Here is a 13,183-nt window from a genome sequence, read left to right on the forward strand (position 1 = left end):
TAAATTCAAGAATTTGTAAAGGAGATTTCAATATGAGTAAACTAAAAGTATTAAGCGATAGTGAGGAACAAACAAACACTCGATTTATAAGCTTCACGGTTGGAAGTAGACGATATGAATTTGCATTTATGAAAGCAAATTATTTTGATCAAGATACCTTAGTGATCGACCTTATGGGAAATCGTAACTATTTACTTAATCACGACACTCTCGAGAGGAAAGGTCACATTGAACATGTATTCCATATGAACGAAATGGAAGCAGATCAATTAAGGGATTGCTTTCAAAGCTTCCTTTAGGCTACAGAAGCTTCCCATGAACTTAAAGAACCTCAAAGAAAATTACAATAAACCGACGTGCATTGCTTTTTGCACGTCGGTTTATCATTTCACACGTTTTAATACAAAATAAGCACAACCAAAATTACAATATTCGTATAAATAATCCTCTAGTGTACTAATCTTAGTATCAAATGTTGCCTTCGAATTTTGATCGTCATAGAAGCCCTTTAACCTTAGTTGACTATAACCCCAGTCTCCTACAATGAAGTCGTATTTACTTAAAATATCGCTAAAGCGTCCTTCCAACTCTTCCTCGTCAAAGGCTTCTCTATAATCTTCAATAAGTTCATAATTTTTACCAAATAATTCAACCACTACAATCACCTCTAACCTTGTCATAAGTTTACCACATTTCCATTGGTGTTAGAAAATACATCGATAAAATTTGTATCATTATTAAAATTCCGTCCAAGCTAAAGATATAGTATGAACTAAAGAAGGAAGTTGATTATGAAGAAAACTGTTTACACATCCATTTTAACATTAAGTTTATCAGCATTGTTCATAAGTGGCTGTAGTCCAGCACAAGAAGATGAGAACACTTTACAAGAAACAGAACAAGATAAAGACCACACAATCGAAGGCAACGCAATGGATAATTATAATAAGGAAGAGCCAGCTGACGGACAAGTAGGCTATGTACGTTTTCAGAAAGGCCAGTTAGATCAAGAAACAGAACAAAATCATAAAATAAAAGTCAACCGCGAGGACATGGCTGATATGATTACTCGAATGATCCTTCGTTATGAGGACTTTGAAGACGTAGCCACATTAGTCACAGACGATGAAATACTCGTCGCATATGATCCACCAGAAGATAAAGACCGTAATAACGCAGCTGATATGGTAAAGAAAACAGCATACTCACTTGTACCGAGCTTTTACAAAGTCTACGTGTCGGATAACCCATCAGCATTTGGTGATATTCAAAGCTTGAGTAACTCCACCGTATATGATGAACAATATAGTGAAGGCATTGAAAGTATAATCAATAAGTTAAAAGAGTCTCCGCAGGGAAATACAACGAGTGAAACCGTTGAAGAAAGTTAATTCGTTGCCCTCTACCAAATATACAAGGAAGGTGAAGATGTTGAAATTAGGATTGAGTATGATCATTATTTTATTGTCCATTTCTGCTTTCCCTTCCCTTACTAGTTCCGCTTCCTCTGAGAAGGATGATGTCACACGAATGTCGTTATATAAAAAAACAGCGGTAGTTACAGGCATTCCTTGGACTTACTTAGCTGCTATTGACCAATACGAACGGCAAATTCATGACGAAATTCCAAAAGGTAGAGTCACCGCTTTTCGCCCTGACCCTTTATTTTGGAATGGAATTGATGCAGACCCATCTTTCTTTCCTGAAGGTTGGGGCGATAACGGGGATGGTAATAAAAAAGTAGATATGACAAGTGATGAAGATATCCTGTGGAGTCTTGGTAAATACATTCAGTCTTATGGAACGACTGAAGATGATATCCGAATTGCCTTATGGAATTATTATAAGCGCGATTTAACTGTTCAAACGATTATGAATACAGCTAAAGTATTTAACAAATTCCAAACGGTTTCGCTTAAAGATAGAGACTTCCCCGTACCTCTTACAGCAAACTTTAGCTACAATAACACTTGGGGAGATGCTAGAGGATTTGGAGGACGCCGGATCCACGAAGGAACGGATATCTTCGCAAATTATGGTGTCCCTGTACAGTCTACAACTTACGGTGTGATTGAAATGAAAGGGTGGAATAAGTTTGGAGGCTGGCGCATAGGAATTCGAGACATTTATAACATTTACCACTACTATGCTCATTTAAGCGGATTCGAGGATTCTAAACAGGTTGGAGATGTCGTTCAACCGGGAGATGTAATAGGAAGCGTAGGATCAACGGGATACGGTCCTCCTGGGACTTCAGGTAAATTCCCTCCACACCTTCATTATGGAATGTACCAAGATAACGGAAAAAATGAATGGTCATTTGATCCTTACCCTTATTTAAAACGATGGCAAAAACAAGCTGGATAATAATTAACAAAAAATCCGTAGCGTCAATAAGACGCTACGGATTTTCTGTTATGAACTTTTCGATTTTCTGACAGCGTGTATAATACTTAATGCCAGGCCACCCCAAACAATTCCGATCGTGATAATAAACATGACAATGGCCATTAGCTTAGACCCTCCTTATCATCTTTCTCTTCATCATATTCTAATTCATTATTCGGCCATTTGCGCATAGACATAAGTGACCCAATTAGGATAGCGCCGATGGCAACCACCCAACCGAAGTTAAATAAGAAGTCAATTGGATATCCCTCGTATGCAGCAGAAATCTCTGCACGTAAGTTTTGAAGCATCATGTAACCAAGAACTAACGGTGTAATGACCCCTAAACAAAAGCGCCACCAAAAACCTAGTGCAATATCTGATACGCTATTCGCATGGCTTTGATATCCCTTTAGTCCTTTTGCAAACCAGGTAAGCGCTACTACTTCAAACAAACCAGCTAACGCTACACCAAAGTTATTAATAAAGTGGTCCACTGTATCAAGTAAGGACAAACCTCCTTGAGTAGCATAAAACAGAGATAAAATAGCGGCTAGTCCTCCACCAAACACAACAGCTTTCACACGTGAAAGATTGAATTTCTCAGACACAGCTGCCACATAAGTTTCTGTAATGGATATAAGTGAAGATAAACCAGCTAATACTAATGATGCAAAGAACAAGAATCCAAATAATCCAGGTAGCCCAGGAATTTGGTTAACGATCTCAGGAAACACCATAAAGGCTAGCCCAATTCCACCTACACCTTTTTCTGCAGCAAGTTCACCTACAGTTGTATCATATTGGAAAGCCATAAAACCTATGGCTGCAAACACACCAATACCTGCTAATATTTCAAAAGACGAGTTAGCAAAGCCTGTGATAAAGGCATTGTTTGTGATATCCGACTTCTTCGGTAAATAAGAAGCATAAGTAATCATAATAGCAAATGCAATAGATAAACTGAAGAATATTTGTCCATAGGCTGCTACCCATACTTGTGGATCTCCTATTTGAGACCAATCAGGAGTAAAGAATGAAGATAATCCATCACTAGCTCCTTCAAGTGTTACAGCACGTATTACAATAATTAGAAATAGTATAACTAGCGAAGGAATAAAGATTTTGTTTGCAACCTCGATACCCTTTTTTATTCCTTTAGAAAGTACACCTAGTGTGATGACCCATACTATTAATAGCGGTAGTAATATCTTTGGTACGATTCCACCAAAATCTCCCGGATCAACTAGTGTAAGAAAATCTCCTACAAAGAACGATGTAGGGTCGTCCCCCCATGTTAAGTTAATAGAATAAAATGAATACATAATTGCCCAAGCGATAATAACCGAGTAGTAAGTAGAAATAACAAAAGCTACAGTTACTTGCCACCAACCAATCCACTCAAAACCTTTGCTTACTCTTCCAAATGATTTAGGAGCAGAACCCCTATACTTATGACCGATCGTGTATTCCAATATCAAAAGTGGAATACCTGCAGTTAATAATGCAAATAAATAAGGAACAATAAATGCCCCTCCGCCACTTTCATAGGCCGTAGCGGGAAAACGCCAGATATTACCTAATCCGATAGCTGATCCCATGGCCGCAAGTAAAAAACCAACCCGCGTACCCCATTGTGCACGTTTTTCCATCTGTTAATTACCTCCTCTTTTTTAAGTTCATTCTTTCCCTTTAAAGTATGATAAAGATAAGGTAAGAATGTTACAAATATTTGTCTTTTTCTGATTATGGATGCTTAAATTATAACCATACGATTGTAGGTTGTCAAAATAATATTATAAAATTACTAATTTTCCAAATATACCAATAAAAAAACAAAGAAGTACATTTGATGCACTTCTTTGTTCATCATTTTTACTCATTAAGTTGTTTCGATCGATTCGAAAAGTGAATCAATATACCTATTATAATGACAACTACTAAAGTAACTATAAGTGGCATAATTACTTGACCAGTAAAGCCTAATATCAAGTAACCTACAGATGCCGCTAAAGCTGCAATCATTGCATAAGGTAACTGTGTAAGCACGTGATCGATGTGATTTGCTCCAGCTCCAGTAGAGGATAATATGGTTGTATCTGAAATTGGTGAGCAATGATCACCAAAAACAGAACCTGCTAGTACCGCGGATAATGCTGGCAACACAAGTGTTACATCGGTAACGGCGGCAATCTCTCCTGCAATTGGCAGCATAATACCAAATGTTCCCCATGATGTACCTGTAGAGAGTGCCATAAATCCAGAAACAATAAAGAGGAGAAATGGCAAGTAAGCTGAACTAATCGATGACTGGTTAACAAGCTCTGCCAAGTATTCCCCAGTTCCCAATTGACCAATAACATCCCCTATCATCCACGCAAAAATCAAAATGTAAATGGCAGGGAGCATCGCTTTTATACCTTCAAATGTCACATGTCCCATTCCTGATTTTGGAGCTGATTGTTTAATATACATAGCCGCTGCTAATAATACGGAAACAAGTCCACCAATAAACAGCGAGATATTCACATTAGTATTTTCAAAAATACTTAGAATGCCAACAACGCCTTCTGTGTTTCTAATTCCTGTTACAACCATCGAGAATACCGTTCCTATGATGAGTGCAACTATTGGAAGTACTAGGTGATAGATATGACCTCGATTATGTTCTTGAAATTGATCATTTAAATCGCCTGGAACATCGCCTTTCTTAGGATCAATTAGTTCTCCACTGTCCATTGCCCTTTGTTCATGATGGCGCATAGAACCTATATCAAGTTTCATAAAGATCGTTAAAAAGACTAGGAACAAAGCCGCGAAAACATAAAAATTTGCAGGGATCATTCTAACAAATGCTTCTAGCGCCTGATAATTTGCAATTTCATTAGCAGCTAAAATACTTCCGATTACCCCAATAATATAAGCACCCCAACTCGAAATGGGTGAGATTACAGTGATCGGCGCTGAGGTTGAGTCTATATAATAAGCCAGTTTAGCACGAGAAATCTTATGGCGGTCGGTTACTGGTCTTGAAACTTGGCCGACAGCTAAAGCATTAAAATAGTCGTCAATAAAAATAATAATACCTAATAATGCTGGAACAAGCTTTGCCCCTCGGCGAGTTTGGATTTTATCTACAGCCCACTTACCAAAAGCACGACTGCCTCCTGAAGCTGTCATAAAAGCGGTCGTCACTCCTAACAAAAGCAAGAAAGTCAGCAAATATAGATTTCCTGTGTTAAAAACTCCATCACTAATAAAGATCGAATAAAAATTCATCCAAATTAGTTCTAAACCTTCCACGATATTAAATCCTGTTAGCATAAATGCACCAACAATAATCCCTATGCCTAGGGACAAAATTACTTTCCTTGTAACAATAACAAGAATCAACATCAATAATGCTGGAATTAGTGAAAAAATAGTTCCTTCCATAATGTGGTTCCCCTCCGTAAATCTAATGATGATAACGGGGTGTGGAATCTACTTTAAGAAAATGAGGGATTTAGAAAAGCGAAGCGCCTGAACACGCGCCGGAGCTAGACTTATATAGTTAAAAGCATACAAAAAAGCAATGATAGAAAATAACCTACCATTGCTTTGTAGCAATTTGATTATCCTCCATTTCGATCAGTAGCGCCCCATGCACCCAAAAGCATGCATGACAGTATATTTCTTTTTCAGACATATACCAGAAGATAAGAAGTGACAACTCCTATCTTCTTCGGCAGGGAATCCCCTTTCTCCAGTGATCCTAGTTGTCACACTCCCACTGGGTACTCATGAAGCCTGCACCTCTACCTCACCGATCTGATAAGGTCACGCATATTAAATTCTTACACATTCTAACAGGTGATTTCTTTTATTGCAAGGGGGTCATTGGAATTGAGAATGGTGTTGACTTATTTCCCCCTTCGACTTCTCCTCCTCCATCTCCGTTGTAGAATTCCGGTACTTCTCCAGGGATGACGGAAGCATCTATGAGAATATCGTTAACTACAGTCGTGGTTTCTGTGGAAAACGGAATAACTACTCGCAAATTCACCTCAAAAGTAAGAGATAATTGAAAGTGGGCTGAGTTGATACCATATTCTGTTATCTCATTTTTAAATTGTGATTGAACATCACCAATAACTCTTAACTGGACGGGAACCTTTGGCCCTAGGTTAGCAAGAATCGTATTATTTGTCGCTAAACCAATCGGTACCTCAAGCAATGTTGCTGGTTCCTCTCCTAGTTCTTCTCTCGACATATTCGGATTAATCTCTGGGTCTAAGGTGGTATCTTCCATTGGTAATTCACCTAGTTCCATACGTCTTAAAAAATTTTGTACTCTGTAAGTTGTATTTCTAAGGGCTCTGTTTACAACTACTGAATTCCACCCCATATACACAATATCACCATCATTATCTTTTTCAATTCTTACTAAGTCTTCAAAATTTAGATCTTCTGATATTTGTTTATTAACTGCTTCATTAATAGCATCTCTTGCCAATTGTTGTGCTTTCGTTTCTGCTATTCCTTCTAATGCCGGAGTAATACCTCTATCAATTAACCATAAACAAAGACTTGTAACAACAAGAAAAAATACAAATGTTAATAATATTCTTTTAGCAACTGAAGGTGGTGGACTCGTTTTATTTTTCCCCATTAAACAACCCCTCCTGACCTATCTATATGATAAGTAAAAGGGGTTTATTTACTAAGTTACAGAAGTTGTGAGACAGTCTGTTATGGTTAAGGATAACTCTTTTGACAAATCAACCTCTTGAGTATCCTGCGACTGATAATGATCGATTCTCACGATAGGCCGATCACTTAAATTTTCATTTTGTGCTGATACAATTCCTTTACGACCATCACTAAGTTCTACTCCTAATCCATTAGGATAGACGGTCACACACTTTCTGAATGCAGCTACCATATTTCTATCGAATAGGGTACCTGCTCCAGAATATAGCACTTCTAGCCCTTCATGTGGTAACATGGCGCTCCTATACGATCTGTTACTCGTTACTGCATCAAAGACATCAGCGATCGCTAAAATCTTTCCATACAAATGAATATCTTTCTCTGTAATTCCTCTTGGGTATCCTGAGCCGTCTAAACGCTCATGATGTTGATAAGCACAGTGAGCCGCAACGAGCGGAACAGAAGAAACAGAACGCAATAGTTGAAATCCAGCTTCAGCATGAGTTTTGATTAAAGTGAACTCTTCAGCTGTTAGTGATGATGTTTTTAATAAAATATTCCGTGGAATCGTCATTTTTCCAATATCATGAAGAATGGCGCCTAAACCTATTTCTTCTACTTTACGATTCGGTAAATCCAATTCATTAGCTAAAGCAATGGCGTACATTGCTACATTTAGAGAATGTGTAAAAACATAATCATCATATACAAAGATATCTGATAAAAGCGACATCGTATCATGATTACCTCTTAACTCCGACACAATCGTGCTTACTGTTTGATTCATTTCCAAGGATATTCTTTCAAATAATATTTTCTGATCATTATTATTACTTTTTTGCAAATCAAGAAAAGATCTTTTAATCGTATGTATTGCCTTGGAACGGGTTTCTTCATTAATAGGATAGTTGACTTGAATATCTGAAGTTAAAGGGTCATCTACATAAACATATGTAATTTGATAATCGAACAACCTTCTTATCAAACTTTTAGTAAAAGTAACTCCCTGTCGTAAAAGAACTTTTCCATTCTCATTATAAATAGATTTTCCAAGTGTATCTCCTTGTTGTAAATGAGCTGTATATACGACTTTCATAAAAACCTCTTTTCCAGTAAGAATTATTTCACACTACATTATATATTATGACTCATAATAAAAGCTGCCTTAGGCAGCTTTTAAATCTAATTATAGCAATTGTAGAAATTCCATGCAATTTTTCAATTTTTTTCAAGTAAAGCCTTCGCTAGCACATCTCGTAACAGCTCTGGCATATAATAAACCTTCTTTTTAGCATACGCAATTTCTGGAAATAATCTTCCGAATGTAAATGTATCAGCAGTAGCTAAGGAATAGGTCAAGTCTCGCTGGATGGGGGATCCGTTAAAAGAAACTGTTCGAACACGTTCTTCATCATCCTCCCCTATTACAGTTTCAATTTCCAGTCCACTAAAGATCATTTTACCAATTACTTCACCCCGGAAACCTAATCCTTTTAAGCGAATTTCAGTTAGCTTCTTCGTATGACCCACTCGAATAATTTCTAGCAGCTCATCACCCGTTATTTCAACCTTACATGGATTCATTGGATGAGGGCAAATTCGATGAATATCTTCATAAGTGACTTCACCTTGATTTAAATGATCCAGTAATACTCCAGCATTAAGCATACCTATATCAGCGTTCGCCCACTCTTTTAGTCCATTTGTTAACCTACTCATTAATGTAGTTTCTTTAAACCAAGCTATTTTCAAGGGTTCATCTAGAATTGTCACTGTTTCTTTAAGATGTTCTACAGCCTGCTCTCTCATAGACTCTAATTCTTCGGTGACAATCTCATTTTTCCTCATATTTTCTGTAGAAACAGCATACGCCTCTCTTTTGCTTAGACAACGTTTGGAATGATCCCACTCTAAATATACTTCTCCTAAATGAGTTCCGTGTTTGCCAACTGCTGTTAATACAGAGTCTCCATATTTTTCACCATTTTGAAATAAATGGTGGGTATGACCACCAATTATAATATCTATTGCTGGATAGTTTTTTGCGATCTCTTCATCATCATAGATACCCAAATGAGAAAGCAAAACAAAAATATCTACTTGCTGCTTTATCTCCTCATAGTAATGATCCAAAGTATCAATAGGCGAATCAATCTGCCAACCTAACATACGATAAAAAGTTTCAAAAGGTGCCGTTAAACCCATCACAGCTATTTTAGTTCCTTGTGGTGTCGTTTTAATTTGATAAGGCTGTAACCACTTAGGTTGAGGCTCCTTTAAAGAGCTGAGGTTTGCACAAACTACATCGAACTTTGCATCATCGTATAAATGAAACAAATCATCGTGAGATAAAGTTATCCCTTCATTATTACCCAAATTAGCAAAAGAGTAGCCTGCTTTATTTAATAATTCCACATTTCCTTTTCCCATTAATCCTTCCGTTATCGGATGGAAACGATCCGCATGGTCACCGTTATCTAACAACCAGTAAGTTTCTTTATTTAATTTATGCTTTTCTTTCCGTTTATTAAAATAACCTACAATTTGCGGCCAATTTTCAAAATGGCTATGCAAGTCACTAGTATAATAAAGAAAAATTTTTTCTTTCATTCTCATTCTCCTCATCCGATTCCTTCCCAAATCAAACGTACTCCAATTAATATAAGTAAAATTCTAAGGAACCATTCTATAGCATGGCTGTTGAGCTTTCGATTTACTACAGCTCCTAGCATTCCTCCAACATATGCCCCGGGGATAAATAATAAAGTATTACCCCAATCCACATGTCCCAAATAAATATGGGTGGCCGAACTAGTAATACTTGCAAAAAATATCATGAACATAGAAGTTGCGGTAGCAATGTGTGGAGGAAAATTAAATAAAAGGATCAAAGCAGGAACAATTAATGATCCACCACCGATCCCTAACAATCCAGAAAGCACACCTACTCCCAAGCCAAAACCTATACTAATAAAAAGCGGTAAGTGATAATGAAATGTTTGTCCATCTATTACTTTTTCTCTTCGAATTCCTCCCGTCCTATCCTTCTCATTCGAAGGATTCCTTGGTAAGAAAAACATGAGAGAAACAGTGACCATAAAAATTCCAAAGAGTAAGGCAAATCCATCTGTTTTAAAAAATTGATTAAGCCAGGACCCCAGTATCCCTCCAGGAATACTGCCCATCATTAAAATGAATCCTACTTTTAAGTCTACACGTTTATGTTTTAAATATGAAAGCGTAGAAGATAGTCCAGTGAAAATCATGACGACTAATGAGATACCTACTATTGATTGTGGGGTTACCCAATGAAAAGCATCCAGGCGATCTCCTAAGAAGAGTAACACTGGCACTAAAATCACACCGCCACCTAAACCAGCTACACTTCCAATAAAAGCGGCTATAAATCCAATAAGTATGGAAAGAACTATTAACATAATCAGCCTTCTATCTATATTAGAGATAATATTATAGTATCACGTTTTCTATGACGAAAACAAAACCCGCCCTCAATTTGAAGAATAAAAAACATACAGGCTGATATTGATATCAAGAAATGTATTGTCTGAAATGAGATTTGTTGATTGGACGGGAACCTTTGCTCTCTTACTAAATATCAACAAAAAAGCAGTCCAATTTAAATGCGAATTGGACTGCTAAAAACTTTGTTATTAATGTTTTGTACTATTAAACCGAAACCCGTTAGACTCAATCTGTACGGATTATATTTAATAAGATTATCCGATTGAACCTTCCATCTCGAATTTAATTAACTAAGGTTTGTGAAATTGCGTATTTTGTAATGTTTTTGTACGTTTAAAGCGTTTTTAATAATACTCAATTTCATACTTTATCGTATAGTTTATTTCTCTATCGGCACAATATCGGCACGTGCCGATGATGAGTTTCTTCCTATTATATGTGTTAAGGAAAAACCAGAAGACTTTCATTGATAAGTATAATAGCGTAAAAACAAGCAGCCGTCCTTGAAGGATAGCTGTTTTAATTTAAGGAGAACCATACTTCTCCATTATCCAACGAATCATATACGGCAAACAGTTGGGACGTGTCTTTATCAACTTCATAAACTAAAACATGTTCCTGGCTATCTCCCGTTCTTAGGGTTTCTACCTTGTCGTCCAAGTCAATATAACCTGCAACATCAAATTCTTTTTCACCATCTGTCAGGTTAAAGATACCCCCAAAGTCTTGAAGAGGTTCTGATCCTGCATCGTAAGCTGTGCTTTTCGTTTTGATTAGTAAATATTCCTTGCCTTCGTCTGGCTCTACATAAATGTCATCATCTTTCATGGCTTCTTCCGCCTTATTACCTCTTTCTAAACCGTATGCCGAAACGCCTAATTCTTGACCTTGATATCGCTTAATAATAACCGTATCCCCTAGTTTTGCCGGACTTCCGTTTGAAGCTCCATCTTCATCAACCGTAACTTCATCGGGTAGATGATCGTTATCTAAATCTTCAAAGGTTTCATCACTAAACATAAAGTAATCTGATCGCTCACGTACATCAATATATGACCCGTCTTCACTAGCACCTGTCTCACTGGAACACGCTGCCATCATTAATAGAAAAGACCCGAACAGCAATAACTTCTTCAAATCACCACTCCTTATTTATATTCCTATTACCACCTTTACATACAAGTATCGGTTACGTTTCAAGATTTTTCAATAAAAATAAAATATTAGGAACTCAATTGAGCGCCTTTATACCGCTTCACCCACTCCGGCTAATAGGTCAATGAATAATGGGACATTTGCACAAGTACATACCCTAAACTCGCTCAAAAGCGTCGATAATTCTCCCTTTAATTGCATCGTTAACAGCATTAGCGGGAACAGCTGCTGGGCTTGCGGTTTCAGCAAAGGCTTCGTTGTTATTCATGACGACGGAAATACCCACACGTTCCACAATGCAAGGTTTCTTCCGCTATCTCCCCAGCTCAAGGTACAAGTCTCTGCCTCCCCACCGCATTCAGGACAGGTTTCCCCATCGATACCATCCAGTACATTAGCCAACGCTTCTGTATGTTTAGCGATAGCTCTACTTTCTAGATAGGATGCTTGTATCTAAGTCCATCCTTTATCTTAGACTTGTCCGGCATGATCAACACTCTCCTTTCGCACAAAAAAGACACCCCTATTCGGAATGTCATAAGAATATTATTATAATTATAGGTATCGTAATCAGTAGAGTAAGTAAGCACCCACACCCCATCATGTTGTTACCTGCTTGTTGCATACCTTCTCCTAACCTTTCCATGCTATTCTTTTCTCCCATATCTATCTACTCCCTTCTATGCTAATTCATTCGACAGTATAGGAAAAAAGCCTTCCTAAAAAATAAAGGGATACCAATATTTGTGTCGAATACAGGAGTAAAGGAGGTGTAACTATGTCTAGGAGATATCAATCACCATTTAAAGGTAATCGCTATATTGGAAATACCAATAGTAATGAAGTCCATGATCTAGATGACGAAAAGGTTTCTTGTCAGATTGATAAGATTAAGACTGATCATGTTAAAACATTTATTCCTGACTCACATAGTCAAGCCAAGAGAGAAGGGTTTGACAATTGTGCACACTGTATTGGTAATTCTAAATACTAACTGGTTAATTGTTGAAGAGGAGTTACAGCTCCTCTTCTTTTTAAATGAGACCTTGGTTTTCTTTAAAAGGAATATTATTCATCCTATGCCATTCTTCACATTGTTCTGAAGTCACACTCCCCGTCTTAAGCTGCATTTGCCATACACCTGTATTTGCTCCATCAGAATAGAAATAAGGAAAGGGAGTGTATTCCAGTTCTCTAGCTAAGTCAACACTTTGATGTTCTAGTAACGCCATTGGCGGGTCAGTGTGTGCCTTCCAGTTACCGTATCCATTCTCGTATTCAACAATGCTACCGGCTTTACCATGACCACAACAACACCCAAGCGTAACAACACCTCTATCATTCAACGATTGAATTTCATCTGCAATACAAGCATCTACAGTTACTTCAGTATTACTCTGTTGGCTAATTACTTTCACACGTTTGTAATTACCGTATAAGCACATGGTTATCACCCCTCTTAAAA

Annotated in this window: 16 protein-coding genes and 1 riboswitch; of the genes, 4 read left to right on the top strand and 12 right to left on the bottom strand. The window is 37.4% G+C overall.

The window, feature by feature from the left end:
* Window positions 1-32: 32 nt before the first annotated feature.
* Window positions 33-299 carry an SAV0927 family protein gene (locus ACFQIC_RS19635; RefSeq protein ID WP_204708391.1) on the top strand — a complete coding sequence of 89 codons (267 nt, stop codon included), beginning with the start codon at window positions 33-35 and terminating at the stop codon, window positions 297-299.
* Window positions 300-383: 84 nt separating this feature from the next.
* Here ACFQIC_RS19635 and ACFQIC_RS19640 read toward each other — a convergent pair whose 3' ends face one another.
* A complete protein-coding gene (locus ACFQIC_RS19640) occupies window positions 384-656 on the bottom strand; it encodes a YutD family protein (RefSeq protein WP_390217802.1) in 273 nt (90 codons plus the stop codon).
* Between the two features lie 135 nt (window positions 657-791).
* Here ACFQIC_RS19640 and ACFQIC_RS19645 point away from each other — a divergent pair, with 135 nt between their 5' ends.
* Together ACFQIC_RS19645 and ACFQIC_RS19650 are read left to right on the top strand one after the other, a co-directional pair.
* Window positions 792-1,391 (top strand): YhcN/YlaJ family sporulation lipoprotein, encoded by a 600-nt coding sequence (locus ACFQIC_RS19645; protein WP_204708389.1) that lies wholly within the window; start codon window positions 792-794, stop codon window positions 1,389-1,391.
* Between the two features lie 37 nt (window positions 1,392-1,428).
* The gene (locus ACFQIC_RS19650) at window positions 1,429-2,367 is read left to right on the top strand and encodes a M23 family metallopeptidase (RefSeq protein WP_390217732.1); all 939 of its coding nucleotides are present in this window, start codon (window positions 1,429-1,431) and stop codon (window positions 2,365-2,367) included.
* Between the two features lie 48 nt (window positions 2,368-2,415).
* On the opposite strand, the gene ACFQIC_RS19655 is transcribed toward ACFQIC_RS19650, so the two are convergent.
* The 10 genes from ACFQIC_RS19655 to ACFQIC_RS19700 form a co-directional block, all read right to left on the bottom strand.
* Complete coding sequence (locus ACFQIC_RS19655; RefSeq protein WP_204708388.1) at window positions 2,416-2,511, bottom strand: MetS family NSS transporter small subunit; 96 nt, start codon at window positions 2,509-2,511, stop codon at window positions 2,416-2,418.
* On the bottom strand, window positions 2,511-4,040 hold the full coding sequence (locus tag ACFQIC_RS19660) for a sodium-dependent transporter (RefSeq protein WP_204708387.1): 1,530 nt from the start codon (window positions 4,038-4,040) through the stop codon (window positions 2,511-2,513). Before ACFQIC_RS19660 ends, ACFQIC_RS19655 begins: the two co-directional genes overlap by 1 nt.
* A gap of 223 nt (window positions 4,041-4,263) precedes the next feature.
* Window positions 4,264-5,823 carry a Na+/H+ antiporter NhaC family protein gene (locus ACFQIC_RS19665; protein ID WP_204708386.1) on the bottom strand — a complete coding sequence of 520 codons (1,560 nt, stop codon included), beginning with the start codon at window positions 5,821-5,823 and terminating at the stop codon, window positions 4,264-4,266.
* Window positions 5,824-6,014: 191 nt separating this feature from the next.
* Window positions 6,015-6,196: riboswitch (Lysine riboswitch) on the bottom strand.
* Window positions 6,197-6,250: 54 nt separating this feature from the next.
* Window positions 6,251-7,039 (bottom strand): sporulation protein YunB, encoded by a 789-nt coding sequence (gene yunB / locus ACFQIC_RS19670; protein WP_204708385.1) that lies wholly within the window; start codon window positions 7,037-7,039, stop codon window positions 6,251-6,253.
* A gap of 51 nt (window positions 7,040-7,090) precedes the next feature.
* Complete coding sequence (locus tag ACFQIC_RS19675; protein ID WP_204708384.1) at window positions 7,091-8,176, bottom strand: HD-GYP domain-containing protein; 1,086 nt, start codon at window positions 8,174-8,176, stop codon at window positions 7,091-7,093.
* A 122-nt stretch (window positions 8,177-8,298) separates the two neighbouring features.
* Window positions 8,299-9,690 carry a bifunctional metallophosphatase/5'-nucleotidase gene (locus tag ACFQIC_RS19680; RefSeq protein WP_204708383.1) on the bottom strand — a complete coding sequence of 464 codons (1,392 nt, stop codon included), beginning with the start codon at window positions 9,688-9,690 and terminating at the stop codon, window positions 8,299-8,301.
* Between the two features lie 11 nt (window positions 9,691-9,701).
* The gene (locus ACFQIC_RS19685) at window positions 9,702-10,517 is read right to left on the bottom strand and encodes a sulfite exporter TauE/SafE family protein (protein WP_204708382.1); all 816 of its coding nucleotides are present in this window, start codon (window positions 10,515-10,517) and stop codon (window positions 9,702-9,704) included.
* 565 nt (window positions 10,518-11,082) lie between these two features.
* Window positions 11,083-11,700: a hypothetical protein gene (locus ACFQIC_RS19690; RefSeq protein WP_204708381.1), complete on the bottom strand. Its 618-nt coding sequence runs from the start codon at window positions 11,698-11,700 to the stop codon at window positions 11,083-11,085.
* A gap of 175 nt (window positions 11,701-11,875) precedes the next feature.
* A complete protein-coding gene (locus ACFQIC_RS19695) occupies window positions 11,876-12,013 on the bottom strand; it encodes a hypothetical protein (protein WP_204708380.1) in 138 nt (45 codons plus the stop codon).
* 240 nt (window positions 12,014-12,253) lie between these two features.
* Window positions 12,254-12,382 carry a hypothetical protein gene (locus ACFQIC_RS19700; RefSeq protein WP_390217736.1) on the bottom strand — a complete coding sequence of 43 codons (129 nt, stop codon included), beginning with the start codon at window positions 12,380-12,382 and terminating at the stop codon, window positions 12,254-12,256.
* Between the two features lie 114 nt (window positions 12,383-12,496).
* Here ACFQIC_RS19700 and ACFQIC_RS19705 point away from each other — a divergent pair, with 114 nt between their 5' ends.
* Complete coding sequence (locus ACFQIC_RS19705) at window positions 12,497-12,712, top strand: hypothetical protein (protein WP_204708379.1); 216 nt, start codon at window positions 12,497-12,499, stop codon at window positions 12,710-12,712.
* A gap of 40 nt (window positions 12,713-12,752) precedes the next feature.
* On the opposite strand, the gene ACFQIC_RS19710 is transcribed toward ACFQIC_RS19705, so the two are convergent.
* Entirely contained in the window at window positions 12,753-13,163 is a 411-nt protein-coding gene (locus ACFQIC_RS19710; RefSeq protein WP_204708378.1) for a hypothetical protein, read from the bottom strand.
* Window positions 13,164-13,183: the final 20 nt, after the last annotated feature.

Origin of the sequence: Halobacillus seohaensis (assembly GCF_042663045.1) — a bacterium.
Classification (GTDB): domain Bacteria; phylum Bacillota; class Bacilli; order Bacillales; family Halobacillaceae; genus Halobacillus_A; species Halobacillus_A seohaensis.

Coding starts and splice junctions, on each gene's coding strand:
- ACFQIC_RS19655 (WP_204708388.1), bottom strand. CDS start 2,511: ATGGCCATTGTCATGTTTATTATCACGATCGGAATTGTTTGGGGTGGC.
- yunB (WP_204708385.1), bottom strand. CDS start 7,039: ATGGGGAAAAATAAAACGAGTCCACCACCTTCAGTTGCTAAAAGAATA.
- ACFQIC_RS19665 (WP_204708386.1), bottom strand. CDS start 5,823: ATGGAAGGAACTATTTTTTCACTAATTCCAGCATTATTGATGTTGATT.
- ACFQIC_RS19680 (WP_204708383.1), bottom strand. CDS start 9,690: ATGAAAGAAAAAATTTTTCTTTATTATACTAGTGACTTGCATAGCCAT.
- ACFQIC_RS19650 (WP_390217732.1), top strand. CDS start 1,429: ATGTTGAAATTAGGATTGAGTATGATCATTATTTTATTGTCCATTTCT.
- ACFQIC_RS19700 (WP_390217736.1), bottom strand. CDS start 12,382: ATGGGAGAAAAGAATAGCATGGAAAGGTTAGGAGAAGGTATGCAACAA.
- ACFQIC_RS19660 (WP_204708387.1), bottom strand. CDS start 4,040: ATGGAAAAACGTGCACAATGGGGTACGCGGGTTGGTTTTTTACTTGCG.
- ACFQIC_RS19645 (WP_204708389.1), top strand. CDS start 792: ATGAAGAAAACTGTTTACACATCCATTTTAACATTAAGTTTATCAGCA.
- ACFQIC_RS19635 (WP_204708391.1), top strand. CDS start 33: ATGAGTAAACTAAAAGTATTAAGCGATAGTGAGGAACAAACAAACACT.
- ACFQIC_RS19675 (WP_204708384.1), bottom strand. CDS start 8,176: ATGAAAGTCGTATATACAGCTCATTTACAACAAGGAGATACACTTGGA.
- ACFQIC_RS19710 (WP_204708378.1), bottom strand. CDS start 13,163: ATGTGCTTATACGGTAATTACAAACGTGTGAAAGTAATTAGCCAACAG.
- ACFQIC_RS19705 (WP_204708379.1), top strand. CDS start 12,497: ATGTCTAGGAGATATCAATCACCATTTAAAGGTAATCGCTATATTGGA.
- ACFQIC_RS19685 (WP_204708382.1), bottom strand. CDS start 10,517: ATGTTAATAGTTCTTTCCATACTTATTGGATTTATAGCCGCTTTTATT.